22 protein-coding genes, 1 pseudogene and 1 riboswitch are annotated in these 26,843 nt (G+C 64.3%); of the genes and pseudogenes, 11 read left to right on the top strand and 12 right to left on the bottom strand.

Annotation, left to right across the window (positions count from 1 at the left end):
• Positions 1-6: 6 nt before the first annotated feature.
• On the top strand, positions 7-894 hold the full coding sequence (locus GLL_RS05060; protein ID WP_011140976.1) for a hypothetical protein: 888 nt from the start codon (positions 7-9) through the stop codon (positions 892-894).
• Here GLL_RS05060 and GLL_RS05055 read toward each other — a convergent pair.
• From GLL_RS05055 to pdxA, 4 genes are read right to left on the bottom strand one after another with little or no spacing between them, the layout of a single operon-like run.
• Positions 891-1,622: a peptidylprolyl isomerase gene (locus GLL_RS05055; protein ID WP_011140975.1), complete on the bottom strand. Its 732-nt coding sequence runs from the start codon at positions 1,620-1,622 to the stop codon at positions 891-893. The genes GLL_RS05060 and GLL_RS05055 overlap by 4 nt on opposite strands.
• Positions 1,623-1,673: 51 nt before the next feature.
• Positions 1,674-2,039 (bottom strand): YkgJ family cysteine cluster protein, encoded by a 366-nt coding sequence (locus GLL_RS05050; protein ID WP_011140974.1) that lies wholly within the window; start codon positions 2,037-2,039, stop codon positions 1,674-1,676.
• Between the two features lie 22 nt (positions 2,040-2,061).
• Positions 2,062-3,429, bottom strand: coding sequence for a L,D-transpeptidase family protein (locus GLL_RS22935; protein WP_197530123.1), 1,368 nt, complete (start codon positions 3,427-3,429; stop codon positions 2,062-2,064).
• Positions 3,430-3,438: 9 nt separating this feature from the next.
• Positions 3,439-4,482, bottom strand: a complete 1,044-nt coding sequence (gene pdxA / locus GLL_RS05040) for a 4-hydroxythreonine-4-phosphate dehydrogenase PdxA (protein ID WP_011140972.1) — start codon at positions 4,480-4,482, stop codon at positions 3,439-3,441.
• Positions 4,483-4,620: 138 nt separating this feature from the next.
• Between pdxA and GLL_RS05035 the strand changes: the two genes are divergently transcribed.
• Positions 4,621-5,991 carry a UDP-glucose dehydrogenase family protein gene (locus tag GLL_RS05035; protein WP_011140971.1) on the top strand — a complete coding sequence of 457 codons (1,371 nt, stop codon included), beginning with the start codon at positions 4,621-4,623 and terminating at the stop codon, positions 5,989-5,991.
• Between the two features lie 33 nt (positions 5,992-6,024).
• On the opposite strand, the pseudogene GLL_RS23625 reads toward GLL_RS05035, so the two are convergent.
• The 3 genes and pseudogenes from GLL_RS23625 to GLL_RS05020 all read right to left on the bottom strand — a co-directional run.
• Positions 6,025-6,129 (bottom strand): annotated as a pseudogene (locus GLL_RS23625) (hypothetical protein); the annotation flags it as partial.
• A 981-nt stretch (positions 6,130-7,110) separates the two neighbouring features.
• Complete coding sequence (locus GLL_RS05025) at positions 7,111-7,725, bottom strand: lipocalin family protein (RefSeq protein WP_011140968.1); 615 nt, start codon at positions 7,723-7,725, stop codon at positions 7,111-7,113.
• Between the two features lie 433 nt (positions 7,726-8,158).
• On the bottom strand, positions 8,159-9,892 hold the full coding sequence (locus GLL_RS05020; RefSeq protein ID WP_011140967.1) for an N-acetylmuramoyl-L-alanine amidase: 1,734 nt from the start codon (positions 9,890-9,892) through the stop codon (positions 8,159-8,161).
• 241 nt (positions 9,893-10,133) lie between these two features.
• Here GLL_RS05020 and GLL_RS05015 point away from each other — a divergent pair, with 241 nt between their 5' ends.
• The 3 genes from GLL_RS05015 (at position 10,134) to GLL_RS05005 (ending at position 12,788) form a co-directional block, all read left to right on the top strand.
• The gene (locus tag GLL_RS05015; protein WP_011140966.1) at positions 10,134-10,388 is read left to right on the top strand and encodes an Asr1405/Asl0597 family protein; all 255 of its coding nucleotides are present in this window, start codon (positions 10,134-10,136) and stop codon (positions 10,386-10,388) included.
• 220 nt (positions 10,389-10,608) lie between these two features.
• Positions 10,609-12,231, top strand: coding sequence for an iron uptake porin (locus GLL_RS05010; RefSeq protein ID WP_164928644.1), 1,623 nt, complete (start codon positions 10,609-10,611; stop codon positions 12,229-12,231).
• 269 nt (positions 12,232-12,500) lie between these two features.
• A complete protein-coding gene (locus tag GLL_RS05005) occupies positions 12,501-12,788 on the top strand; it encodes a hypothetical protein (RefSeq protein WP_011140964.1) in 288 nt (95 codons plus the stop codon).
• Here the strand turns inward: GLL_RS05005 and atzF are convergent.
• Positions 12,765-14,591, bottom strand: a complete 1,827-nt coding sequence (gene atzF, locus GLL_RS05000) for an allophanate hydrolase (RefSeq protein ID WP_011140963.1) — start codon at positions 14,589-14,591, stop codon at positions 12,765-12,767. The genes GLL_RS05005 and atzF overlap by 24 nt on opposite strands.
• 109 nt (positions 14,592-14,700) lie before the next feature.
• Positions 14,701-14,813: riboswitch (guanidine-I (ykkC/yxkD leader) on the top strand.
• 63 nt (positions 14,814-14,876) lie between these two features.
• Here atzF and GLL_RS04995 point away from each other — a divergent pair.
• Genes GLL_RS04995 through GLL_RS04975 form a run of 5 tightly spaced genes read left to right on the top strand, consistent with a single transcriptional unit; the run spans position 14,877 to position 22,252 of the window.
• Positions 14,877-15,593: an urea amidolyase associated protein UAAP1 gene (locus tag GLL_RS04995; protein WP_011140962.1), complete on the top strand. Its 717-nt coding sequence runs from the start codon at positions 14,877-14,879 to the stop codon at positions 15,591-15,593.
• A 12-nt stretch (positions 15,594-15,605) separates the two neighbouring features.
• Entirely contained in the window at positions 15,606-16,265 is a 660-nt protein-coding gene (locus GLL_RS04990; RefSeq protein ID WP_011140961.1) for an urea amidolyase associated protein UAAP2, read from the top strand.
• A 27-nt stretch (positions 16,266-16,292) separates the two neighbouring features.
• Positions 16,293-19,901 (top strand): urea carboxylase, encoded by a 3,609-nt coding sequence (uca, locus tag GLL_RS04985; protein ID WP_011140960.1) that lies wholly within the window; start codon positions 16,293-16,295, stop codon positions 19,899-19,901.
• A 57-nt stretch (positions 19,902-19,958) separates the two neighbouring features.
• Positions 19,959-21,032, top strand: a complete 1,074-nt coding sequence (locus tag GLL_RS04980; protein ID WP_011140959.1) for an aromatic ring-hydroxylating oxygenase subunit alpha — start codon at positions 19,959-19,961, stop codon at positions 21,030-21,032.
• A 44-nt stretch (positions 21,033-21,076) separates the two neighbouring features.
• Positions 21,077-22,252, top strand: coding sequence for an NAD(P)/FAD-dependent oxidoreductase (locus tag GLL_RS04975; RefSeq protein ID WP_164928643.1), 1,176 nt, complete (start codon positions 21,077-21,079; stop codon positions 22,250-22,252).
• 132 nt (positions 22,253-22,384) lie between these two features.
• Here GLL_RS04975 and GLL_RS04970 read toward each other — a convergent pair whose 3' ends face one another.
• The gene (locus GLL_RS04970) at positions 22,385-23,062 is read right to left on the bottom strand and encodes an NADPH-dependent F420 reductase (protein ID WP_011140957.1); all 678 of its coding nucleotides are present in this window, start codon (positions 23,060-23,062) and stop codon (positions 22,385-22,387) included.
• Between the two features lie 294 nt (positions 23,063-23,356).
• The gene (locus tag GLL_RS04965) at positions 23,357-24,313 is read right to left on the bottom strand and encodes an SGNH/GDSL hydrolase family protein (protein ID WP_164928642.1); all 957 of its coding nucleotides are present in this window, start codon (positions 24,311-24,313) and stop codon (positions 23,357-23,359) included.
• A gap of 202 nt (positions 24,314-24,515) precedes the next feature.
• On the opposite strand from GLL_RS04965, the gene GLL_RS04960 reads away from it, so the two are divergent.
• Complete coding sequence (locus GLL_RS04960) at positions 24,516-25,679, top strand: FG-GAP repeat domain-containing protein (protein ID WP_011140955.1); 1,164 nt, start codon at positions 24,516-24,518, stop codon at positions 25,677-25,679.
• Between the two features lie 17 nt (positions 25,680-25,696).
• On the opposite strand, the gene GLL_RS04955 is transcribed toward GLL_RS04960, so the two are convergent.
• Both GLL_RS04955 and GLL_RS04950 read right to left on the bottom strand, forming a co-directional pair.
• Positions 25,697-26,167, bottom strand: a complete 471-nt coding sequence (locus GLL_RS04955) for a VOC family protein (RefSeq protein WP_164928641.1) — start codon at positions 26,165-26,167, stop codon at positions 25,697-25,699.
• Between the two features lie 122 nt (positions 26,168-26,289).
• On the bottom strand, positions 26,290-26,838 hold the full coding sequence (locus GLL_RS04950) for a DUF2656 domain-containing protein (protein WP_011140953.1): 549 nt from the start codon (positions 26,836-26,838) through the stop codon (positions 26,290-26,292).
• Positions 26,839-26,843: the final 5 nt, after the last annotated feature.

The raw sequence follows: 26,843 nt of genomic DNA, 5'->3' as shown, positions 1-26,843 counted from the left end.
CAAGCGATGCTGCTGCAGTTGCGCGTGCTCAAAAACGACGAATTTGCCGAGGAAGAAATCTTCCGCTTCCAGGGCAACATCATCCGCGTCAGCTGGGACAGCGACGGCAGGCTGGTGGCCGGGCGCACCCACCGACCGCTCTTGGTTTTCTATCAGCACGAGAACGGCTGCCGGGTGCGCTGCGTGCCCGCTGAAACCATCAAGCTCAACGGCCTGCCCCTCGATCGCGAACAGCGCCTCGCCCTGGGCGATCAGCTCGAGCGCGCCGACGGCCTGACGGCGGTGGTGAGCAATCTAAGTTTGCCAGACGAAAACCAGCCGGGTGTCTTCTTGTTCGCCAACAACCCGGGGGTGCAGGGCTGGCCGTGGACCCGCTATCTGGCGGTGGCGGCCTTCGCCGGGCTCGGGCTCGCCGCGATCCTGGCCGGCACCCTGGGCATCGCCTGGAGCTTGCCCGATGCCCGTCTGCAACTGAGCCGCAACCTGGACGGCACCGCGCCGGTTTCTTCACCTACCGGCGACGGCAACGTGCGCGGGGTGGCCCTCGGGCTCAAAGAAACCCTGTGGCAGGTGAGCGAGTCGCGGGCCGTTTCCCCCGACGAACTGCTTGCCGAACTGGCCTCCGCCCGGCGCATCGCCCAGCAACTCTCGCGGCTGCACTCCGACGACAAGCTCGCCGTCACGGTGGCCGCCGCCGTCAACAGCTTCTACCAGCTCTCGGCGGGGATTGTCGCTTCGGACCCCGAATTTTACCAGGCCGCAGTCGAATCGGCGCGCCGCTGCCTGGGGGTGGCGAACGCCAACCCGTCGGAGGAACTGGTGGTCTTCTACCGCTCCCTCGCCCAGATCAGCCTGCGCGAAGCGCAGCGCCGCTTGCAGACGGCCTCGCGCTAACCGGGGGCCGAGCCGCCGACCGGGTCGCCGCCCCCGGAGACGACGGTGGCCGAGAGAATCTTGTCGCCCACCTGAATTTTATCGACCACATCCTGGCCTTCGAGCACCTTGCCGAAGACGGCGTATTCGCCGTCGAGCTGCCGGGTTTCCGCTAGGGTGATATAAAACTGCGACGAGGCCGAGTTGGGATTTTGCGACCGGGCCATGGCCAGAGCCCCCCGGCTATGGACGAGTACCGGCGGCTGGGTGCGGGGGTTGCGCCCGCTGAGGCTAAATGTCTGGCCATAAAGAATCTCGCCCGGCCGGCCGTCGCCAGTAGTGGCGCGAATCTCCAAAGGCAGCGAACGCGGCTGGCGCGTGGCCGGGTCGATAAAGCCGCCGGTACCATTGCCGAGCGGATCGCCGCCCTGGATGACAAACCCCGACACCACCCGGTGAAACGCAAGGTTGTTGTAGAACCCGCGCTTGACTAGGTCGACGAAGTTGCCGGCGGAGAGCGGAGCGTTATCGCCGTCGACCTCGAGGAGGATGCGGCCTTTGGAGGTGTTCAGATCGACGGTGGCCTTGCCCGCGAGGGAGGGCAAATCGGCCCGGGCGCCGCTGGGATTGTTCACCGTGGGATTCTCCTGTGGGGCGGCCGGTGGTGCTCCGGCCTGGGTGCAGGCGGTCGTAGCCAGGACGAAGGCGACGCCCGCAAGCACGCCGGCCAACCGTCGTATCCGTTGCATGGAAGCAGATTCCTCGAACGTTTTTGCCGCCCAGAGATTGTACCGTGAGTGTCAGGCGCCGGGGACCGCTCCGCCTACTTCTTGCTCGAAGCGTCGGCGCTCGGGGCTCTGTGCTCCCCAGACCGAATCGATGTGCTCGCGGCAGCAGTGGACGGCCCAGGCGGAAAGATCCGCCGGATCTTCGCCATAAAGATCGCGCAATACTTCCGGGGTCACCCGGCAAAATGCCGGGCGCGTCTGGTAGATGCCGCAGGTGCGTCTGGATTTGTCGAAGTGAACGCACCAGCCGTCGTCGCCCACCAGCGAGTGATAGAGCCGCAGCAACCCAGGACTGAGGTACTCCGCCAGAAACGGCCGCTCCTCGGGAGCCAAGTAGCAGCAGGCGCCGCAATTTTGCACACAATGCCAGCCTTGCATGGTAGATACTTCCTGAAGCTTTTTACGAGGCCGCCCGGGCAGGCGTCTTCGCCAGCACCGTCACCGGCACGCCCATCGCGGCCCATTTCCACAGCCAGCCGGCATCCTCGGAGACGCCGGAGCGCTTGTTGAAGCGGCGGGTGGCCATATTCACGCAGCCGTGGCTGACGCGGGTGCCGAAGGCGTTGTGCCACCAGGCACCGTGAAAGGCGTAACCCTCGTGAAAAAACTGGGCATAAGGGACATTCTCGACCACGTAGTGGCCGGGCTCGCCCGGGTCGGCGCGGCTGCGCATCGTCTTGATGGCGTAGCGGTCGTAGATGTAGAAATTGCCGGTGACCGTCGGGGTGCCCGCTTTGCCGGTGCTCACCCGGAAAGTGCGCACCACCCGGCCATTTTCGACCGCCGCCACTTTCTGGGTGTCGAGGTAGATGTAGATGTGCCGGTCGGTGCCGGTGGTGAAGCTGAAGTCAAACGGCTTCTCCAGATAACCGCCGCCCACGGCCGCAAGACCGTCCGCACCGACGCTCACCCGAATGGTGCTCACAGACGGCCAGCCGCCCGCGGGCGTGAAGCGCAGCCGCCGACTGCCCACCCAGCGCCACTTGCCTGCGATCGCCTCGCCTTTGTCGGTTTGCACGGCGATGTGGCTGCTCGCTTGCTCGCGCTCCAGCAGAGGCTCGCTGAAGGTAAACTGCAGCGGCAACGCCGGCCCGAGGTTGTCGAGGCCGCGGGCGTTGGCCTTGACCGTCAACGGCGGCGGCGCCACCAGGTCGAGTTTCAGGGGCGGCAAAGGCACACCGGTGGTCGTGGACCAGGCGAGCTGCACCGGGTAGCGCTTGCCCTGGGTGGGGTTGCTCGCCGCGAGGCGAAAGGAGCGGCGGTCGGCGGCGGGCTCGACAGCAACGGCCAGATCGCCAAGCACGCTCAATTCGCCCACCGGTCGGTCGAACTGGAGCGTCACCGAGCGATCGGGCTTAAACGTCCGCTCGGTGGAACCGGACAGTCTGGGGATGGCGACGGTCTCGAAGTGCATCACTTCGCTGACCGCCTGCTGCGTCCACTCGCGCTCGACGCGCGCAGTGATCGTGTAGCGGGTCCCAAAGGCCAGGGGCGGCTTGAGGGTAAGACGCCGCCCGTCGCTTTCGCCCGCCGCCGAGCGGCCGAGATTGTCCCGCACCTGCACCTCGCTCAGGCGGCTGCCGAGGCCGATAGTCTCGATGACGACCGGCTCGCGCGGATCGACCTCGGTGGCACCGTCGGTGGGAACCATACCCACCCCCAACGGAATCACCTGCCACCAGGCAAAAAATCCGAGACCCGCCGCCACAGCGGCGGCGAACCAGCGGGTGGACGGTTCCCAGCGGAAAACTTGTTTAACCTCGCTCAATGGACTACCTCACAACGCAGCAGGAGCAGCAAGGGAACGGGTGGCCCGCCGGTTCGCCAGTTCGGCCGCCAGGGCGATGGCTGCGACCATGCTCTGGGGACGGGCCACTCCGCGGCCGGCGATATCGAAGGCGGTGCCGTGATCGGGGGAAGTGCGGACGATGGATAGACCGATGGTCGTGTTGACGGCTTGATCGAAGGCGAGCATTTTGACCGGGATGAGGCCCTGGTCGTGGTAGAGGGCCAGATAGGCGTCGCAGGCGCCGTGGTGGGCGGTCCCGGCCCAGGCGCGCGCCGCTTCTATCCACAGCGTATCGGGCGGCACCGGGCCAAGCAACCGGTCTCCCGGCCAATCGGCAATCAGCGGCGCCAGCCAGTCGCGTTCCTCGCTGCCGAGCTGGCCGTTTTCGCCGCTGTGGGGGTTGAGACCCGCCACGGCAACTCGCGGGTCGCCCAGGCCGAAGTCGTGCCCAAGACTGTCGAACAACAGTTCGAGCTTGGAGCGCACCAATTCGGGGGTAAGGGTCGTAGGAACTGCAGCGAGGGGAATGTGGGTGGTGGCGAGCAGCACCCGGAGGGGCCAGCCGTTGACAGGGGAGCGCGCCACGAAGAGCATTCCGTAGCGTTCGGCGCCGCAGGCACGGGCGAGGACTTCGGTCTGCCCCGGATAGCGGTGTCCGGCCAGGTGCCAGGCGGACTTGTGGATGGGAGCGGTGACCACCCCGGCGCAGCGGCCTACCTGCGTCGCTTCGATAGCCGCCTGCAGATAGGCAAAGCTCAAAGCCCCGGCGTGGGCACAGAGCTTACCGGTCTCAATCGGCTGCGAGGACGGCAGATCGACGATCTCAAGGTCGTCGGGGTTGACGAGCGGATCCGGGCTCAAGGCGCGCAAGTACAAATAGGCTTGCTCCAGCAGACGGCGGCTGCCGCAGACCAGCGGCCGGTAAAGCCCGCGCAGGGTGTCGTCGGCCAGGGCCTTGAGCACCACCTCGGGGCCTATCCCCGCCGGATCGCCTATGGTAATTGCCAGAAAAGGAGGAGGCGTCTGCTGCATCGTGTCGCTCTGCTCGCTTGCGCTCGTGCGCAATTGTCGAGTGTCGCCTGTTTGAGACTTTTCCTTTTAGCGTACTCTAATGTGAAGTGCCGCAGTGACCTTCCGGGGGCGCCGAATGCTGATTGAGGAAAACATTGCATGAAAGTGGGAGTGATTGGCACAGGGTACGTCGGTCTGGTTACCGGCGCCTGTCTGGCCCGGGTCGGCCATCGGGTGTGTTGCATGGACAACGATACCGCCAAGGTTGACCGCCTCAAGCGGGGAATCATGCCCATCTATGAGCCTGGGCTGGAGGAACTGGTCCGTCAGGGTGTCGAGGAGGGGCTGCTGGAATTTACGGACGCTCTGGCTGCGGTTGTCGAGCATGCCGAAGTACTGTTCATCACCGTGGGTACCCCTTCACGCCCGGACGGATCGCCGGATCTTTCCGCTGTCCGGGCCGTGGCCCGTGGCATCGGTCAGCATCTAGACGGACGCTACCGCGTCATTGTCAACAAATCGACCGTGCCGGTCGGTTCGGGCAACTGGGTACGGATGCTGGTCGAGGACGGCGCCCGCAAAACCGTGCCGGCCCTCACCGACGGCGGCGGTGCAGGTGCGCAGGCGGGTGAGCCCGACTTCAACGTCGTAAGCAACCCCGAGTTCCTGCGCGAAGGCAGCGCCGTTTGGGACACCTTTCATCCCGACCGCATCGTCATTGGTGCTGAATCTGAGCGCGCCGAGCAGGTGATGCGCGAGCTGTACCGCCATTGGGTGAGCCCCGATGAGCCCGAGCGCGAGCCTGTGCCGCTGGTGGTGACCGATCTGGCCTCCGCCGAGATGATCAAGTACGCTGCAAATGCTTTTCTGGCCACCAAGATTTCGTTCATCAACGAGATCGCCAATATCTGCGAACGGGTCGGCGCCGATGTCTCGCGGGTGGCCCAGGCGATTGGTCTCGACAAGCGCATCGGCAACCAGTTTCTCAACGCCGGTGCCGGGTGGGGCGGCTCGTGCTTTCCCAAAGACGTCTCGGCCCTGGTAAGCACCGGTCAGGAATACGGCTACGAGTGCGCCCTGCTCAAGGCGACGCTGTCGGTCAACGACACCCAAAGAAAACGGATCATCGAGAAGCTGCAGCGGGAACTGCGCATCCTCAAGGGCCGGACGATCGCCATCTGGGGCCTGGCCTTCAAGCCGCACACCGACGACATCCGCAGCGCCCCGGCCCTGGAAGTGGCCAACCAGTTACTCAATTTGGGCTGCCGGGTGGTGGCCCACGACCCGGTGGTGACGGCCGCTCAAGCCCACAGCCAGGTGCCGGATCTCCAGATAGCCGACAGTGCCCTCGGCGCTCTCGATCAAGCCGACGCCCTGGTAGTGATGACCGAATGGCCCGAGTACCCGCAACTCGACTTGGGTGAAGTCGGCCGCCGCTTGCGCGGGCGCGTGATTATCGACGGCCGAAACTGCCTCAAGCGCGAGATGGTCCAGGAACTGGGCCTGGTCTACGTCGGCATCGGTCGCTGAGGTGGGCCGGGTGTCCAGGGTGCCCTAGCAGCGCCGCCGATCGGGGCTTGCTCCCGGCCCGCCAACGGGTCCGCGGGGATTCTCCCAGTTGGTTCCGGGGCCACCCACGGCTCCCGGCGGGTTGCCGTCGCGGTCGCGCGCCGCATAATACCCGCGCCGGTCAGGGCTGCTACCCGGCCCGCCCGTCGGCCCAGGCGGGTTTTCCCAATTGGTGCCGCGCCCGCCTACCCGGCCCGGCGGATTGCCGTCGCGATCCGCCGGCAGACACCAACGGCCGTCGGGACTGGCTCCCGGCCCGCCCGCGGGTCCGCGGGGGTTCTCCCAGTTGGTCCCCGGTCCGCCCCCCCGACCCGGCGGATTGTTGTCGCGGTCCGCGGCCGAGGCTGCACCGATTGTCAGACCGAAAGCCAGGGCGCAGGCGGTGCCGCCAACGGCAGCCGCCCGGATCAAACGGCGTACTGTGTTCAGCATTGAAAAGGCTCCTTTGTTCGAAAGATATCTACCTTCTTTCGATGCTAAGTGCTTGCCTGAGGTTCAAACATCGCCCCGAAGATATATACGCGAAGCGCCAGAATTTCTTTCGCCCGCACCACCGGCAAACGGCGCGCTAAGCCGTTGACAAACCGCCGGCAATCAGTAGACCTCTTGCATGAATGGCGAGTATGGGTTGTGCCGCCCAAAGCTGGGGAGTGCACGAATCGACCGCCTGCCGCTGTCCACAAAGTCGAGCACCAGCGGCTGCGATCGGGATGCTTTCGGTTGCCATCGCGCCAAGCCACTCAAGCGAACGTGCACCCCGAAGTGGTGGTCGTGGACGTCAACAAAGTCCCGATAGAACAACCCAAAAAAAGCAAAGACTGCTTCGGATGCCGGCCGGTCCCCATCGCAATCGGCGTCGCCGCTTCGGTTTGCGCGTGAGCCGGCCGGCGGGCCTCTACAATTTTGAGCTTGCGCTTCCGGCTTTGGCGTGATTCATGTAGGAGGTCCAATGAAGTAGCAGCCATCGCAACTAAGCGCGAGGCTTTGCGCGCGGGCTGAGCCTGCCTGCACGGCCAGGGTGCTGCCTGTATGTAAGAGGCACAGCACCCGGCTTATTTTGCGTGAAGGCTTGTGGCGGGCTTAGAGTCCGCCTGGCAAGGATTGCGATTTATATGTGCAACTGGTTGGTTGGGGGGTGCTGTTTAAAGCGTCGACAGGAAAATGTTGCGCTTGCAATCTCTTCACAATTCCTTGGTACGCAAGGACATCCTGGTAGGTTTCCAGGGCAGGTTTTCTGGAAATGATAAAGATAAAGTCTCGATTCGGGCCTCCGATGGCAGCAAAAGCATAGTCTCCCGCCGAATTGTTAGGATCTTCCACTAGATCTATGATCCAGTAATCCTCAGCCACGGGAGAGCCTTCAAACGTAATCAGCAATTTTCCCGGGGCATTGGGATCGGCAACGACTGCAACGCCGTCGATAGTAACAAGATTGCCCCGGGGCCGAAAGCGGTTACAAGTATTGAATACGCTGATCGACGATTCGGAGAGCACGGAATAATTTGCCGTCACGCAAGTGCAACCAATCTGGAAGATATTGGGTGTTCTGGCAAGCTCGTACCAGCGCCCATCGTACCGGTTAAAATCCACTTCCGCCACCGTCTCAATTGGTTGCGAATCGTTTGCCCAAACGGCGGATGCGCAGCCAATCAGACCGAGTACTGCCGCAAGCGGCACGGCTGTTAAGCGAAGCATAACCAAACTCCTTAATACTCTGTAAAAAGTACGAACAACATGAACAACAACGTTCGGCGAATGATGGCGCAATTCCCTTCAAACTGATCGTGAAAGGTCGCCAGGGACTCGGCGAAAATTGCCGCCAAAGCCCTAAACTGCTCTAATTAATTGCACTATTGAATCCTAGGCTTTTGTACCATGCATTGATGCATCTGGCAAGGCGCTCCTCGCGGCCGGAGATTGCGCAATCGATAAATAGTTGTGGGCGGCGGTCGACACGGCCACCAGTCCTCCCCAGCCGCCCGAGCGCAGGAGGCCGACCACCCGCACCACCGCTTGAATCGTACTCATTAGAGCTCTTGCATGAACCGGATTGCGGAATGAGCTTCCAATGGTTTGAGCTGTTTATCTTGGCATTCGCGCAAGCGGTCTAGTCATCGACCGGTCCGGCCTAACGGGCGTAGTCCTGCAATCCCTGGGCAATGGCGTCGGCGATCAGTTCCTGATACTCAGGCTGCTGCAACTGGGCGCGCTCCTCGGGATTGGTCAAAAACCCCACCTCCAGCAACACCGCAGGCACGGCGTTGTGGCGGGTTACATAGAGACCGCGCACCCGCACGCCGCGATCGGGCTTGCCGGTGCGCTCGACCAGACGGCGGTGCAGCACGTAGGCGAGGCGGGCGCTTCGGGAGTGAGTATAGTAAGTCTCGATGCCCTGGATATCGCTGCGGCTGGGCATCGTGTTGACGTGGACGCTCACGAAGATGTCGCCCTGGGTCGCCTTGGTGATGTCGACGCGCTCACCCAGCGAGATGAACGTGTCGTCGGAGCGCGCCAGGATCGTGTAGTAGCCGGCGGCGCGCAGCTTGTTGTTGAGGCGGCGGACGATGGCCAGGTTGAGATCTTTTTCGCGCACCCCCTCGCGCATGGCGCCGGGGTCTTTGCCGCCGTGCCCGGCGTCGAGGACGATGCGCCGGCCGCTGCCGTTGGGAAGCGGGTCATAGCTATCGGGAACGGGTGTCGTCGGTGTGGTGCTGCGCCGGTACAGAGGCACCAGCACCCGGCGCCGTTCGCCGTCGAGCGGCCTCGGATCGCCCACCCGCGTGCCGGGTAACACCCGCACCAGTGCCACCACCGTGCGATCGTCGACCTGGCGGATGTTGAGGTTGTCGATGGGGCTTGCCGCGTCGATGAGCGGTCCGGAGAAGTTGGCCGGTAGCTGCGCGGGGCTGAAGACAATCCGAAATTCGTTGGGATTCTCCCAGTTGGTCTCCAGCCGCGGCGGCAGGTCGCTGTTAAACACCAGGCCTTCAGGAGTCAATTGGGCCGATTGCAAGGACACTTTTTCGCCGGTGGGAGCCGTGGCGGCGGGCGCGGAACCGGCCGGGCGGATGAGCACCCCGCCCAAATCGGCGCTGTAGCGCGCTTCCCAGGCATTGGCCGCCCCTGCCCCCAGATCGAGCACCACCCTCACCAGCGGCGGGTCGTCCTGGAATTGACCGGTGCGTAGGCGGGTGACGCCCTGCTGGTTGACGGCCAGATTGCGCTCGGCAAAATTCTTGGCCAGTTCGGCCTCTTCGATGTCGACGACGACGCGCGGCGGTTGCTCCTCCAGCAGCCGGGCGTCGGAGCGCACGTAGCCGCCCGTTTTGACCAAAAATCCTTCGGGGCGCACCTCGATCCCGCCTACCAGGACCCGGCGACCGACCGCAGGCGGCATCGTCAGCGGCGGCGCGACCACCGGTGGAGCGGCCGGGGCGCTTGGCGGCGGCGGCACGTTCGGCAGCAGTTGCACCAGCCATTGGTCGGGGGCCACCTGGCGCACGCGCACCTGCTCAGGCTGCAGCTGCGGGCCATCCTCGGCCAGTTCCATCACCATGCGCGCCGTCTGCGGGTCGAATTGCCCGGCGCGCACGAAGCGCACCGGACCGCTGCTCACCGGCGCGTCCGAGGGTGCGAACACATCGGCCCCCGGCAAATCGACAACAACCCGTCGGGGTTTTTCGACAATCTGAATGCGCGGCTGCACGCTGCCGCGGGTAAAAAATGAAAGCTGCTGAGCCTGGGAGTCGAATTGCCAGCCGGTCAGTTGCGGCATCGCCAGGGCGGTGGAGCAGCAGACAAGACAGGACGCCCAGGCGAGCACGCTGCTTGCAGACCACAGTACAACCCGTTTGTTCCTCACACGCCGTGCCAAAATTTTCAATTACTATAGCAACCTTTGGTGCGTTTTCTGTTGCGATCGAGCGTATTTTTCGGCACCAACCACTTAATAAACCCTCCTTCCTTGCTCCTGTTCGGCTATCCCCACCAAAATTTGGAGGTTCCCACCGGTTGACATCCCCCCGGGCTGACCTTACATTGTGGATAGTTGAGAATAAATAGCAGCAAGAGCCAACCGCCTCCTGAGGAAAGCGTCGCCAGATATGGAATTTACGAAAGCGCCGGAGTGTGCCCAACTCGTCTCTGTGCATCCCTGGGAACGGACGATGGTCCAGCAACGCCTCGAAGATCTTGGCATTCGCACGCAAGTTTCAGCCCAGGGGCAATTGCTGGCCCTGATCGAACCGGGAGAAGCGGGTGTCCAGCAGGCCCGTCAGATTCAATCGGTGCTGTTTCGCTTTCGCGGTCGGCGCGGCGATATGATCGACTGGCTGGAGAGTTGCTGGGTTTGCTGTTAGTCCGAAGATTTCCCACATCTCCCCCATAGCCTCCGGATTGCACCCCGAGATCATTGTCCGCAGCACCTATGCATGATAGATAGGTGCAATTGCAGGATTCGGCAGGTGAAGCGGGGGTGCCGTGCGGCGGTGGATACTGGCAGGAACGGCGGCTTGGATAGTGGCGGCGCCGAACGTTGCGCCCGCTCAGGGTGAAGATTTCTGGTCCGGACCGACTCAAATGGTGGCTGTTGACGCCGTGTCGGGCCTGGAGAATGTGGAGCCCGAAAGTTGGGCTCGCCGGGCTTTGAGTACCCTGGCCCGAGGCAAGTTGCTGCAGGGGGTGCCCGGGCGTCTGCTGCAAGGGGAAAGGCCCCTCAACCGTCTGGAGTTTGCCGCGGCCCTGGCCGCTGCCCTCGATGCCTTGGACACTCTGATCGTTGGCGGCGAAGAGCATTTGACCCATACGGATCTGGCAGTGCTCGAACGGTTGCAGGCGGATTTCGAGCCGGAATTGGCACTGCTGCGCGTCCGGACCGCAGCACTGGAGGCAAAAGCCGGCAATCTGGAAGCGAACCTGTTTTCGCCCACCGCCAAGCTCGACGGATCGGTGGTGCTTGCCCTCAACGGCGGGGGTGGGGGAGCGGGCAGCCGTCTCTTTACGGGGTTTCCAGACACTTCTCCCGCCTTCGGCGATGCCCTCGGGGCATCGCCGGTACCGGCAACCGCCGCCAATGTCACCTTCCTGGCCCGTAGCTCGCTGAACTTGCAAGCCAGCATCACCGGCGGCGACTTGCTGTTTTTGCGCCTGCGGGGGGTCGCGGGCTACGACATCGGTGCGCTCCTGCCGGGCATCGCAGGTGGCCTCGGTCCGCTGTTCTACGCGGGCGGACCAAACGGCACCTCCTACGATCAATCGACGAGCGCCGTGGCTACCGACGGCCGGGCGACGGTCTCCATCGACGAGCTGTACTACACCACCGATATCGACGACAATGCCAAATTTCGCTTCCTCGCGGCCGGCCGTGTCAACATCGGCCAGCTCATCGACACCAACAGCTTTGCCAATAACGAGGAGGTGGATTTCTCGAACGGCTCATTTTTGAACAACCAGCTCATTACCCTGTCCGCCTCGTCCTTCTTCGGGCCGGGTTTTGGTCTGGCCTGGCAGATCAACGACGCGATGCGCCTGCGGGCTATCTACACCGCCGGCAATGGCGGTGCCGTCTCCGGAGATGCCCGCAACCGGCTCAACGCCTTCGGCGCCCCGGTGGGCGGCTTTGGGGCGGGCGGCCTTTTCGGCGGCCAAACAGCCTCGGTGATCGAATTGCGCATCGACCCGGGTCCGGCGGCCTCGATCAAGCTGCAGTACGCCCGCGTCGTTGAACAGGGGGCGGTGCTCGCCACGGTCATGCCGGAGGCAATCCGCAACAGCACCAACGACGCTTACGGCATCAACGCCGAGTGGGCGATCACCCCCCACTTCGCCCTGTTTGGGCGCTACGGCATTGCGTCCACCCAGGTAAACGCCTTCGACGGGTACGCTTTCTCGGGGGTGCGCTCCAATACCTGGCACGTCGGTTTCGCGCTACCGAATCTGTTTGCCCCCGGCAACAACCTGAGCGTCGCTTACGGCCAGCCCGTCCGCGTTTTTGCCGGCACCGCCACGGGTCTGACCGCCGCCGGCCTGACCACCTCTCTAGTCCCGAGCGGCACAGAGGGCAATATCGAAATTTTCTACCGCCTGCGGCTCAACGATCGGGTGAGCCTCACCCCGGATCTGCAATTTATTGTCCAGCCCGTGCATTCGCGCAACTCCAATGGGCTTGCCGTCGGTACTTTGCGGGCTGTCTTCGAATTTTAAGGACACCGGCGTGCGAAGCGTTCGGACCAGGCCAGGGGTGCGGTGGTCGCCACCGTCGCCGCGGGTGCCGAAAGGTCCACCGTTGAGCGCGTCGACACCGCTGCGGGCTGCCGCATGAATCACCGAAACCGATGCCAGTAGGATGTATTGCCCTAGGTAGAAGAAATGGGAAGATCGTGCGAAAGTATTGCAACAGGTAAACCGGCGGGGGCTGCGAACGCAGGCCCTTTACCGGCTGGACGGCGAAGCACGGCTGCGGGGGTTGCGCAGTGAACTTGGGGTTTTACAACGTCGATGGACGGATCTGGGGATTCGCAGAGCCCCACGACATCATGCCTGTACCCCTGCCTCTAGCGATGACCAGCGCCGGGCTGATCGTCAATTTTTTTGGGGAATCGGCAGAAATTTGGGAGCGCAAGGGTTGGGGACGACCCGTGTACCTGCCTTACCGGCCCATCGGCGGCGGCGGTCTGGTGGTCATTGACGTGCTGCCCGTCGAATGCCACCCGCCGGGTTTTGTCCCGGCGCTGCCCTTACCCGTGCGCGATCCCGGCTGAAGAGCCATTGGCGGCCAGATAGGCCCGCCAACCGCCGAAGCCGGTAATGTCCGGCGCACCTGCCACGGCGTAGCTTTCGCACAGAAAACCCTTCACCTGTTCCCCGTCTTCAAGCAGCAGCGTGCCGATCCCAAGTGGCGGCGGGATATTGGCCACGAAACGGCCGAACCCTTCGGCGGAAAGCTTCCAGACTTCCAGTTCGATAGCCGCACCGTTGCCGTCGTCGGTGCGCACCAACCCGGGCTTCGGAACTTTTTCACCCACGAGGGCAAACAGCCGATAGTGCGCAGCCGTCCGGCAGGCGCGCACCAGCGCACCGCCCAGATCGGTGAGTTGGTGATTGAGGGGCTGGCCGCTCAGGTGGGCGCCTACCACCGCGAGCTGGATCCCGCGATCCGCTGGGTCTGCCATCGGTTCGGGGACGGGCACCGGGTGGCCGGTTGCGCCGAGTGTCGCCCCCGGCCAGGGATGGAAGACACCCCCCAGCCGACAGAGCAGGGTTTCTTGCCAGGCGGGGGCGACGAAGGTGATCCCCGTGGGCAGACCGGCTTTGCCGGGGCCGCTCGGAACGGCGAGCGCACACAGATCCAGCAGGTTGACGAAGTTGGTGTAGAGGCCCAGGTTGGCGTTGAGGGCGATGGGATCGCGCTCCACCTCGGCGACGGTATAGATCGTGCCGGTGGTAGGAAGGGCCAGGACGTCCATCTGCTGCCACTGCCCTTCGCTCAGGCGGCGCAACCCGGCAAGCCGGTAAGCGGCTTTGTAGGCGCTCACCGCGTCGTAGCGCGCCCCGCCCGCGATGATCTCGTACACCACCGGATGGACGGATTCCGGTTCGCGCTCCAGAAAATCGCCCACCGCCGCGAGGCGTTCGGCCACCCACGGCCCGCCGTAAAGCATCCGGGCAGTGTCGGCAAACGGCCCGAAATCGATGGTGATCAGTTCGCAGCCCAGGGCTTCCAGTCGAGCGAGGGCCGCGCGGTAGCGACCCTGCGCCGCGCGGTCGCCGAAAAATTCGAGATAGTCGGTCTCGGGCACGCCGACGCGCAGGCGGTCAAAAGACGGAGTCTCGACAGCGGGCGCCCGGCGCGAAAACGGATCGTCCGGGTCGAAGCCCGCCGCCACCGACAACACCGCCCCGGCATCTTCGCAAGTCAGGGCGAAGATCGACACGCAATCGAGGCTGCGCACCGCCGGCACCAGACCGCGGGTACTCAAAAGACCCCGGGTGGGCTTGAGCCCGACGGTGTTGGTAAAGGCGGCCGGAACCCGCCCCGACCCGGCGGTGTCGGTGCCCAGGGCAAAGCTCACCAGCCCCGCCGCCACCGCCACCGCCGAACCCGCACTGGAACCGCCGGGCAGGTAGCGGCGGTCGAACGGGTTGCGGCAGACGCCGTAGGGCGTGCGGGTGCCCACCAGACCGGTGGCGAACTGATCGAGGTTGGTCTTGCCGACCGGGATCGCCCCGGCGGCCATCAACCGCTCGACGACCGGAGCCGTCTTTTCAGGCCCGTAGGCGAAACCGGGACAGCCGGCGGTGGTGGGCACCCCGGCCAGATCGAGGTTGTCCTTGACGGCAAAAGGTACCCCGTAGAGCGGCAGGCCCGCCGGGTCGCGGCCTGCCAGGGTGTGGGCTCCCTCCAGCACCCGCTCCATCGGCAGCAGGTGAATCCAGACGGCCGGATCCGCGTAGCGGGAAATGCGCTCGTAGACCTCGGCCACCACCCCTGCGGGCGTGGCCTCCCCCGACCGGTAGCGCGCCGCCAGCGCCCGCAGGTCAAGACTCCAGGACGGCGAAGGCATCGGCAACTTTCCAAACGCAAGTGCAGCCTATCTTGCCCGGCCGGACCCATCGGCAAGCGTAGCCGCCGATACACCGCCCGGCCTGTGCTCCTGATAAGAGTGTCCAGTAAAAACTGGCTTCTAGGGTTCCGGTCCCGCTCCTGTGGTGGGACGGCTGGTCCGAGAGAAGCAGCCGGTCCGACAGCAGGGCCGGTCACACGGCGGGAGAAAAGCCCGGGAGAGCACCGCAGCAAGCTTTGCTGCCGGAGTCTCCTGGGCTTTGTGGTTCATAAGGAGGAGTAACCGATGGTGGTGACGGCGGACGATGGGATCGACCCGGGACTGATCACCTGGGCGGAGACCGTGCCCGGGGGCGCCTACTGGTCGCGGAAGATCAAGCGGGGCGCCACGCTGCGGATTGTCGATCTCGAAGGTGGGCAGGGGGTTTCGCTGTTGTGCTACAACGCCGACAATCCGATCGAGCGCTATAACGCGGCCGACACGGTCAAGATCCAGTTCGGCATCTTTCTGGGAGTCGGCAAGGTGCTCTACTCCGACATGGGGCGGGTGCTCTTTTCGATCACCGGCGAGACGACCGGCGGCGCCTTCGACACCCTGGGCGGAGCGAGCAATCCGGCCGGCAGCACCCAGAAGTACGGCGAGGGCGACTGGCGCGATACGCGCTCGAATTTTATCAACGCGCTTGCCAAACACGACCTGGGCAAAAAGGACATCATGCCCAACCTCAACCTGTTTGCGCGGGTGGCGGTGGAGGAGGACGGCGGGCTGACTTTCCAGGAGCGTTCCAAAGCGGGCAGCACCGTCGATCTGCGCGCCGAGATGAACGTATTGGTGGTGATCTCGAACACGCCCCACGTCCTGCACCCGAGCCCGACATACCAGCCGACGCCCGTCCGGGTGGTGGTCTGGAACTCGCCCCCTCCCACCTCGGGCGATCCGTGCCGCACGGGCTGCCCCGAGGCGGTTCGCGGCTTTGAGAATACCGACGCGCTGTTTGTCTAAAGGAGGTTGGTCATGGTAGCGACAGCTTTGCAGGGGATCGATTCCCAACGGGTAGTCTACGACGAGGTGCTCGCGGCGCGCAGGCCCTGGTCCCACGTCGTCGAGCGGGGGCAGGTTCTGCGCATCGTCGATCTGGGGGGCAACCAGGCGGTCGATTTTTTGGTCTACAACGCCGACGATTACTCGGAGCGCTACAGCGCCCCCGACACGATCCGCCTACAGGGGAACATCTTCCTCACCACCGGCAGCCGCCTCTATTCCAACGACGGCGGGGTGCTGATGACGATCGTGGGCGATAGTGTCGGCCGCCACGACACCTCCGGCGGCGCCTGCAGCTGCGAGAGCAACTCGGTGCGCTTCGGGCTGGACAAAAAATATCAGCACGCCTGTGTCGAAAATTTCCTCGCGGCCCTCAGCCGCTACGGTATGGGCAAACGCGACCTGGTGAGCAACATCAACTTTTTTATGAACGTGCCGGTGAGCCGCGACGGCACACTCGAAATCGTGGACGGCATCTCCGAACCCGGCAGCACGGTCGATCTGCGCGCCGAGATGAACGCGCTGGTGGTGATCTCCAACTGTCCCCAGATGAACAACCCCTGCAACGGCTACAATCCGACCCCCATCCGGCTGGTCATCTGGGCTCCGCCCCCGCCTGACCCCTGCCGCTAAACTTACCTACCCGACGACGACGTTCGCATGTTCGACAAAGTCTTGATTGCCAACCGGGGCGAAATCGCCTGCCGCATCCTGCGCACCCTCGACCGGCTGGGGATCGCCTCGGTGGCGGTGTACTCCGAGGCGGACGCCTACGCCCCCCACGTCCGGGGAGCGGGTGAAGCGGTCCTGATTGGCCCCGCCCCGGCGGCCCAGAGCTATTTGCGCTACGAGCGGATTTTAGAAGCGGCCGTCGCCACCGGTGCCCAGGCGATCCACCCGGGCTACGGTTTTTTGAGCGAGAACGCCGAATTTGCCGAGGCGTGCGAACGCGAGAATATTGTCTTTATTGGACCTACCCCCTTGCAGATGGGTCGCTTCGGGCGCAAGCACACCGCCCGCGCTCTGGCGGCCGAAAACGGTGTGCCCCTGTTGCCGGGGACGGGCTTGCTCATCGATCTTGCCGAAGCGCACCGGCAGGCGGCGGCGATTGGCTACCCGGTGATGCTCAAGAGCACGGCGGGTGGGGGCGGGATCGGCCTGGCACTCTGTCGGGGAGAAGCGAAACTCACCGAATCGTTCCAGGCCGTGCAGCGGCTCAGCGAAAACAATTTCCGCGACGGCGGCGTGTACCTCGAAAAATACGTCGAGCGCGCCCGGCACCTGGAGGTGCAGATCTTCGGCGACGGCGAGGGTAGGGTGATCGCCCTGGGCGAGCGCGACTGCTCGATCCAGCGGCGCAACCAGAAGCTGCTTGAGGAGACCCCGGCCCCCGGTATTTGCGAGACGCTGCGCGAACGGCTTTGTGAAGCGGCGGTGTGCCTGGGGCGGGCGGTCGGCTATCGCTCGGCGGGGACGGTGGAATTTATCTACGACGCCGAGGCGGCGGATTTTTATTTTCTGGAGGTGAACACCCGTCTGCAGGTGGAGCACGGCGTCACCGAGGCGGTGGCGGGGATCGACCTGGTCGAATGGATGGTGCGCCTGGCGGCCGGGGAGCGCGACTTTCTCGAGCAGTACCGCCACCGGCCCCGGGGGCATGCCGTCGAGGTGCGGCTCTACGCCGAGGATGCGGGCCGCAATTTTCAGCCCAGCACCGGCACGCTCACCGAAGCGGTCTTTGCGGCGGTGCGCTGCGACGGCTGGGTGGAGCGGGGCACGGAGGTGACGCCCTACTACGACCCCTTGCTCGCCAAGCTCATCGTCCGGGGTGAATCGCGACCCGAGGCGATCGCCCGTCTGCAGGCCGCGCTTGCGGACACCCGCATCGCCGGGGTGGAGACCAACCTGGACTACCTGCGCCAGATCCTTGCGGACGCCGATTTTTTGGCGGGCAACCTGAGTACCCGCTTCTCGCAAACTTTTCACTACGCGCCGCTGACCGTCGAGGTGCTGGAGCCCGGTACCTACAGCACCATCCAGGACTACCCGGGGCGCACCGGCTACTGGGATATCGGCGTGCCGCCCTCCGGCCCGATGGACCCGCTCGCCTTCCGCCTTGCCAACCGCCTGGTGGGCAACCCCCCCGAGACGGCCGGGCTCGAATGCACTGCCCTCGGCCCGACCTTGCGTTTCCACACCGACGCGGTGATCTGCCTGTGCGGTGCCGCGATGGACGCCCGGATCGACAGCAAACCCGTTTCCTACTGGTGCGCCGTGCCGGTGGCGGCAGGCAGCACCCTGCGCCTGGGGGCCGTCACCGGCCCCGGCTACCGCACCTACCTGGCGGTCCGGGGTGGTTTCGACGTGCCCGAGTATCTGGACAGCAAGGCGACTTTTACCCTGGGACAATTCGGCGGCCACTGCGGTCGGACGCTGCGCACCGGCGATGTGCTCCGGCTGGTGCGGCATGATCTTGCAGACCTCCCGCTGCCGCTCGCTCCCGCTCTCATCCCCGAATACCGCTCCGATTGGGAAATTGGTGTACTCTACGGTCCCCACGGAGCGCCGGACTTTTTTACCGACCGGGACATCGAGACATTTTTTGCCACCGCTTGGGAAGTTCACTACAACTCAGCGCGCACCGGCGTGCGGCTCATCGGTCCCAAACCGCTATGGGCGCGCTCCGACGGCGGCGAAGCGGGATTGCACCCGTCGAATATTCATGACAATGCCTATGCGGTGGGCACGGTCGATTTCACCGGCGACATGCCAGTCATCCTCGGTCCCGACGGCCCGAGCCTGGGAGGCTTCGTCTGCCCGGCTACTGTCGCCCGGGCGGAACTGTGGAAAATCGGCCAACTCAAACCGGGAGACACCGTCCGCTTCCGGCGGCTGGGTTTTGCCGAAGCCCTGCGCCGCGAACAAGCACAAGATTTCACAATCGATCGACTCTCCCTTCCGAAACCGGCTGCGCCCTCGCTTGCCGAAGCCGGCGACCCGGCGGTGCTGCACACCATCGCGGCCACTGCGGAGCAAATCGCCGTCGTCTACCGCCAGTCGGGGGACAAGTACCTGCTTATCGAGTACGGCCCGCCGGTGCTCGATCTCAATTTGCGCTTCCGGGTGCACGCGCTGATGGAGTGGCTGCAGGCCAACGCCTTGCCGGGCATGCTCGAACTCACCCCCGGCATCCGCTCGCTGCAGGTGCACTTCGACGGCCGCATCCTGCCGCGCGAAAGGTTGCTGGAGGTTCTGACCGCCGCAGAGTCGCAACTGCCCCCGATCGAGGCGATGGAGGTGCCCACCCGTATCCTGCACCTGCCTTTGTCCTGGGAAGACGAATCGACGCTGCTCGCCATCCGCAAGTACATGCAGTCGGTGCGCAAGGACGCTCCCTGGTGTCCGAGCAACATCGAATTTATCCGCCGCATCAACGGGCTTGAAAGTATTGACGAGGTGAAGCGCATCGTCTTCGAGGCGAGCTACCTGGTATTGGGCCTGGGCGATGTCTACCTTGGAGCGCCCGTCGCTACCCCAATCGATCCGCGCCACCGGCTGGTCACCACCAAGTACAACCCGGCGCGCACCTGGACACCCGAAAACGCCGTGGGCATCGGCGGCGCGTATCTCTGCATCTACGGCATGGAGGGACCGGGGGGCTACCAGTTCGTGGGCCGTACCGTCCAGGTCTGGAACCGCTACCGGCAGACCGCCGATTTTACCCGGCCCTGGCTGCTGCGCTTTTTTGATCAGATCCGCTTCTATCCGGTTTCCGGGCCGGAACTGTTGCGCCTGCGCGAGGATTTTCGCCACGGCCGCGCGAAGCTCGAGGTGAGCGAAGCGATCTTCAGCCTGAAACAATACAACGACTTTTTAGCCGAGATCGCCCCGGAGGCCGCAGCCTTTAAAGCGCAGCAGCAGACGGCCTTTGCCGAGGAGCGCGAGCGGTGGCGCGAGGCGGGCGAATTTGCCGCCGTCGCCGAAGATCCGGCTATTGCGCCGTCTGCGGCCGAGGAGTACGCACTGCCCGCCGGAGCCTGCGCGGTGAGCGCCCAGCTCTCGGCGAATGTCTGGCAGATTGCCGTCCAACCGGGAGAGCCGGTCGCCGCCGGTGATCCCCTGGTGATCTTGGAGTCGATGAAGATGGAGGTTGTCCTGACCGCTCCCATCTCCGGTACAGTCCTCGCGGTGCTGTGCGCCGAAGGGTGTCTGGTCGCCGCCGGCCAGACGCTTGTGGTCGTGCAACCTTCCGAGTCCGCGCCGCCATAGCACCCGGACATCCAAAATTTGTATTTTCTATACTCCACTTCTACAGAGGAAAAACCGATGACCGCCATCCAACCGCCCCGCCCAAGGACTTACGAACTGCCCGGAAACTATTACACCGATCTCGACGTTTACCGGCGCGAGCTGCAGACCATCTGGCGCTCCACCTGGCAGTGGGTGGGCCGCCTCGAAGACTTGACAAACCCCGGCGACTATCTGGCGACGGTCCTGGGCGAAGAACCGATCTTCGTGGTGCGGGGGGGCGACGGCGAACTTCTGGCGATGCACAACGTCTGCCCGCACCGGGGGGCGCGGCTGCTCCCCCAAAAGCAAGGCAGCTGCAAGTTCCTGCAGTGCCCCTACCACGCCTGGACGTTCGATCTGAGCGGCAAATTGCTCGCGGTGGCCCAGCCGGGTTGGTTTCCGGAGCTGGACAAATCGGCCGTGCGGCTTGCCGGGGCGCAGGTGGACAGTTGGGGCGGTTTCGTGTTCGTCAACCCCGACCCGGAGGGTGAGTGTCTCGCCGAATACCTGGCGGGAGTGCCCGATTATCTGAACCAGTACGGCCAAAGATGGGAGGATCTGCGCCAGATCGCCCACTTCACCCGCGAGGAGCCGATCAACTGGAAGTTTCAGATCGAAAACTTTGTCGAAGACTACCACTTCGCCACCGTCCACGCCGAGACGCTCACTCCCCTCTACGACGTGCAACGCATCGGCACGATTCCCGCCGGCCGCCACATCAACATCCCCGTTCCCTACGCGCCCAATTGTCCACCCAAAGACCCCCAGCGCCGCCGCTGGGAGGCGGGGGGCGTCTCCTACCAGGGTTTCATCTTCCCGAACATCACCTACGGCACCTCCGCCCACACGGTCTTCTTCTCGCGCTACATCCCGGTGAATCCGACCGTCACCCGCTTCGAGGCGTTCATCTACCAGACGCCTGCCCAGCACGCTGCCGAGCCCTACATCGGCGAAGCCGGACCGAGCAAAGTGGGCCAGGAGGACACCGACGTGTGCACGCTCTTGCAGGAGGGCGTGCGCTCCCGCGCCTACCAGATTTCCCACCTGGCCGAGGAGCACGAACTGGGGATCAGCCACTTCTACAACACCGTCCGCGCTTACCTGGGCTAGGTGGCACCCGTCCGCATCGACTTTTAGTGAGGAGTGAGTCCGCAATGAAACCATTGGCAGACGTAGTGATCGTGGGTGGCGGCATCCTGGGGGTGGCCGTCGCCTGGGCGCTGGCCGAGCGCCGCTTCAAAGTGGTGCTGTTGGAGGAAAAGTCGCTGAGCGCCGGGGCGACCGGTTGCACCTTCGGCTGGCTCAACGCCACTTCCAAGACCACCGACTGGACCTATCACCGTCTCAACGCCCGGGGGATGGAGATATACATAGAACTGGAGGCGCGCTGGGGGTGCGAGGCGTTGGGGATGGGCGGGGGCGGCTATCTCGCCTGGGTGAACGGGGACGACTCCAACGCGGTCGACAGCCTGTACGATCAGATCCGCCGGCTGCAGCAGTGGGACTACCCGGCAGAATTGCTCGAACTCGACACCCTGCGGCTGCTCGAACCGCAGGTACGCTTTCCTTCCGCGGCCCTGGGTCTATTCGCCCCGGCGGATCGGTGGGTAGAAGCGCCGGTACTCGCCGGCTTTTTTGCCGGGCGGGTGCGTTCGCTGGGTGGAGAGATCCGGGAGCGCTGTCCTGCTGTTGCTTTTCGGTTCGAGGACGCCGGGCATCTGGCTGCTGTGGTCACCCCCCAAGGCGAAATCGCCACTGCGATAGCGGTGCTGACAGGCGGCATTCACCTGCCGGCGCTGGTGCGTATGGCCGCCCGCGATCCGATCGACGGCGAGCGCTTCGCGGTGCGGCGGGTGCCGGGGCTGTTGGTCCAAACCCCGCCCGGCTCGGCGATCGGGCTTATCGAGCGTCTGGTGGAACCCCTCGACGGCAGCGGGCTGCACCTGCGGCCCACACTCGCGGGGGGAGTGATGCTGGGAGCCGACGGCATCGACGAGCGGCTGGGAGACTTGCCGCCGGGCGAGGAGCCTCAGGCTCAGGCCGCCGAATTGTTGCACTCGGCTGCCCGGCACCTCAAAGCCCTGGACGATCCCGGTCTAACGGCGCGCTCGAAGATTGGCGTGGGCGTGCGGCCAGTGCCCGCCGACGGCTTTCCGATCGTCGGGCCGCTTGCCAGTGCCCCGGGCGTTTACGGCGTGGTCACCCACAGTGGTATCACCCTGGCACCGCTTCTGGGCCGGTTGCTCGCCGAGGAGATTGCCACCGGCCGCTGTCCGGACCTGCTCAAGCCCTACCGGCCGGATCGCTTCGTCGGAGCGGCGGTGCACTAGGTTCCGTTGACATTGGGGGCGAGGTGTACGCTGCAAAAAAGGCCCGCACCTTCTGTGTAGGGTTGGTGGTCCGTCCTTCGGTCATGGAACCTTTCTCCACCCTGGATTGGCGTGGGACGGCGAGTGAACGCCTTACTTGTAACCGGACTTGCGGCCTCCCAGCCGCTCAGAATCTGCACGGGGCAATTCGCGCACCGAAATGGTCGCGTAGGGGCCACGCCCGCGATCGGCGATCAAAAGGCGGATAAAATCGCCCGTGGCCTCGACCATCCAGGCGTTGCGAAGCGTACCGCAATCGACCGCCACAAAACCGATATCCTCCGCCAGGGTCGACACCGTTTGCCTGGCGTCCGAATCGTCGCCGCAGACAAATACCGACACCCCGTACTCCTTGAGCGGCAGCGGCGAAAGCTCAAACACCTCCTGGGCAAAGGTGTTGAAGGCTTTGACGACCCGGGCGGCGGGTACATCGGAGGCGACTTTCTCGGCCAGCGAAGGGCGCGAGGGCGGTTCGAAGGCAAACCCCTCGGGAGTTTCGCGGTTGTTGCAGTCGATAAGCACTTTGCCGTCCAGAACATCCGTACTGGTAAAAACCTCGGACGGCGGCTGCCGGACCGCATACAACAACACCTGCCCGAAGCGGGCGGCTTCGTCATTGGTGCCGCCCCGGGCCGCCCGCCCGGCCAACTCCGCCGCCTGCCGGGCCTTGTCCGGCTCGCGCGACCCAAAAAAGACCGCGTGCCCCCGCTCGGCCCAAAGAATGCCGAGCGAGCGCCCCATGTTTCCTGTACCGATGATCCCAATCTCCACCGCTTCCCACCTCCCAAAAGCCCCAAACTCCGACCTTTACAGGAAAATCCACGGCCGGCTGTTCCCGCTGCACCAGGTTTATCAGGGTCGCCGTGCACCTGTCCAATAGATAGATGTACCCGCCACAATCGATGCCGTAGATTGTCTTGCATGGACTTGCAGTTTTTGCGGGGCTTCCTGGCGGTGGCCAGCCGAGAAAACGATGAACGCCCTGCCCTGCAGTCCTTGCTCGGTGTCGCCCGCGCGCACCGGGAAATTTGACAAACGTGCGAGGTGCGTCGGCTACCCTAAGGGTCATCTGGCCGCCGGCAGTGTGGAGCGCGCCAGCACGGCATAGGCGTAATCGGCGAGGATGCGGCCGACGGCAGCGGTGGGGTGCACTTCGTCCCAAAACAGGTATTGCTCTGGATCGGGGCAGACCGCGGTTTCTGTCAGACAGGGCTCGGTGACGTTGGTGAGCCCGAAGCGGGCCGGGTTGTCGATGAGCGCCAGCACCAAAGCGTAGGCGTCGAGCAAGATCGGCTTGAGACCGGGTTGGGTTTGCTCCAACAGCTGCAACCGGCGTTCCAGCTTGCGGTTGTAGGTCCGCGTCAGCACGCCCAAAGCGGCAACCTGCTGGGGGTCGGAACCCGCCAGGGGCGTTCTGGATAGAGGCGGCAGGTTGGTCACGACGATGGTCCGCGCCCCCTGGGCGTAAAGTTCCGAAAGGGCCGTGGCGACGTTGTCGAGCAACAGGTCAATATCGCTCTCGCCGAAAAGCAAGATGTCGTTGGAACCCGCCACGACAAAAAACAGATCCTCCGGGGCCACCGGCGGCCGGGTTTCGGCGAAAGTGGCCACCTGGGCAAGCACGCCCGGAATGCCGGGGGGAATCCCGGGCGGCGGGGGTTGCGACGGCTTGAAGCCCGTCGTTGCACCTCCAAAAGCGTAGCCGGTGCCCCCTTCAAGACTGGGTTGCAAAGGCAGGTTCAGCCGGGCGGCCAGATCTTCGATCCACAGCGGGCCGTTGGACAGGCGGCCCTCGAAGTACGGCGGACTGGGAGGAAAGGTTCCTCTCGAAATGATGAAGACATTGCCGAGATCGACAAGGCTGTCGCCAAAGACATAGAGCCTCTGGGCATTGGCCGGGGAGAGCGCTTGCGCCAGAGCGGCAGGTGTCCCCAGGCCAGAAGCGGCTACTACAAATGCCAATGCGAATAAAGAACTCCAGACCGGCGGGCCACTCGCCCGCCGGGTGTGCAAAGTGTCCATGACTTCTCCCTCAGGAAATCGGTGAGGGCATTGTAGTGGTTTCGGCGAGAAGAAAGAACTGTCGCTTCCCGCACACCTGCTACGCGACCCGGTGGCCATGTCGCCGGAACGACATATTTTGCATTGTGTATGGCAGTCGGCCACCGGGCGCCTAACCGCGGTAGACTCCTCGAAGGGACGCCTTACTTGGGAGATTGTCAAGATGAGATGTCATCCGTTGCCGCTTCTGTCCGGCTTGGCCTGCTCGGGGTGGGCCGTTGCCCGCTCGCTGGGATTGGGGCTCGCGCTGACCTGTTTTGTAGGAACTGTACCCGCGCGTGCACAGGTGGATTTTGCCCCGGCCGTCAATGTGGCGACCGTGAGCTTCTCGCAGGATCTCGTTGCCGGCGATTTTGACGGCGACGGGGATCTGGATCTGGGGACTGTGGGCAGTTCCCAACTACAGGTGCTCACAAACACCGGCACCGGCTCCTTCGCCGGTGCGGGCGTTTTTGCCGTCGGCTCGTATTCTGTCGGGGCCACCGTGGGCGATCTCGACGGCGACGGCGACCTCGATATCGCCGTTGCCACCTCCCGCGGTTATCTGTCCGGTCGCGATCAGGCGGTGGTTCTCTTGGGCAACGGCGACGGAACCTTTGCCGCTCCGGCCACGGATCGCGTCGGTGCCTCGCCCTTCGAGATCACCTCCGCCGACTTCGACGGCGACCGGGACCTGGATCTGGCCACAGTCAACTTCGGCTCGCAGAATGTCTCGCTGCTACCCAACCGGGGCGACGGCACCTTCGGGCGGGTGCGCAATTTTGCCACCGCAAGCGCCGCACCGCGGGCCATCGCCGCGGGCGACCTCGACGGCGACAGCGATGTGGATCTGGTGGTGGGCGACAACTACGACAGCGCCATCGTGCTGGTCAACAACGGCCGGGGCCGATTTGCGAACGGTGGTGCCTTTGCGGTCGGGGACTTTCCGGAGGCGGTGGCCGTGGGCGACCTCGACGGCGACGGCGATCTCGACCTGGCCACGGCCAACATCGGCTCCGACGACGTTTCGGTCCTGCTGAACAACGGCAACGCCACCTTCGCAGCCCAACGCCGCTTTGCAGTCGGGGATCTGCCGAATGCCATCGCGATCGCCGACCTCGACGACGACGGCAATCTCGATCTGGCGATCGCCAATCAGGGTCCGGACACCGTTGCGGTGCTGCTCAATCAGGGGAAGGCCAACTTTGCCGCCGCCCAGAATTTTGGGGTGGCCGTCAATCCGATCGCCGTGGTGAGTGGCGATTTTGACGGCGACGGCGACCTCGATCTGGCCACGGGCAACAACCCTTCCGCCAGTGTCTCGGTGTTGATCAACACCACACCGTGAGGTGCCCCGAGCGGCCCTCAGCCGTAGAGGGCTGCGAAGCGCTTGTGCAGCTCCTCGGGCGTAACTTCTTCGGTGGGTGTCGAGATCATCCAGACATGGCCGAAGGGGTCGATGAGTTTGCCCATGCGCTCGCCGTAAAACTGGTCCTCCACAGGAGCGCACAACTTCGCCCCGGCCGCGACGGCCCGATCGGCGAACGTATCGACATCCTCGACGCGCATCACGACGGTCACCGACGAGCCGCCGAGCGCCTGCGGGCTCAAAAAGCCCATGTCGGGAAATTCATCGGCAAACATGATGAGCGCGTCCCCAATCTTGATCTCGGCGTGCATGATTTTGCCGCTCGGGTCCGTCATGGGCGCCATGGCCTCGGTCGCTCCAAAGGCGTTTTTGTAAAACTCCAACGCCCTGCCGGCATCCCGGGTGCACAGATAAGGGATCGCGGTGGTCCGGAGGCCACTGTGAACAGAGTTGGCCGTACTGCTCATCGCTTCTCTCCTGAGGTGGCGGGCCGATGGTGCGCCTTGAACCGGAACACCGGACCGGACCGCCTTTTCGCCCACCAGATTACCGCGCTTGAGATCTTTTGTCCATATTTAATTTCGATCCGTCAGGCTTCATCGACCACCGAGACAAAGAAGCCGTCGGCCGGTTTTTGGCTGAGGTTCGATTCTTTGTCGATGGCCTGGAGCAGTTTGGCCGCCGAGGCCGTCTCGACGACGTTCACCCCCCAGTCGCCCAGTTGTAAGGCATCGGGGGAGGTGCTTCTGGCCGGGCTGGTTTTTTTGGCGCCATAGACCAGCACCGTGGGGTGCAACCACTGCTGGGGTTGCAGCTGGTGGCGCTTTTGGATCAAGGCCCTGGCGCACGCCTCCCCGATCCGGCGGGGGGGCAATACTGCGCACGAAAAGCGAATTTCGAGCATCCAGTAGGGGCTGTGGTCGAGGGACCGGCACACCAAGCCGCTGTACGACCCGAGGGCGCCAAGAAAGGCGGCGGCGATCTCGTCGGTACCCAACCAGGGAACGATCCCTTCCGGAATGTCGAAACTATGGGACAGCAGCATGCGGGACATGGGCAGCTTGCCCACCGTTTTCAACTCCTGGCAATGTCGGCGCGTCAGCGGCAGCAACAGGCCGTGCCGCCGTTCGGTGTACACCGAAC

Source organism: Gloeobacter violaceus PCC 7421 (genome assembly GCF_000011385.1).
In the GTDB taxonomy this organism is placed as follows: Bacteria; Cyanobacteriota; Cyanobacteriia; order Gloeobacterales; family Gloeobacteraceae; genus Gloeobacter; species Gloeobacter violaceus.
Note: the sequence above shows the minus strand (reverse complement) of the source record. Positions and strands in the feature narration are given on the sequence as shown.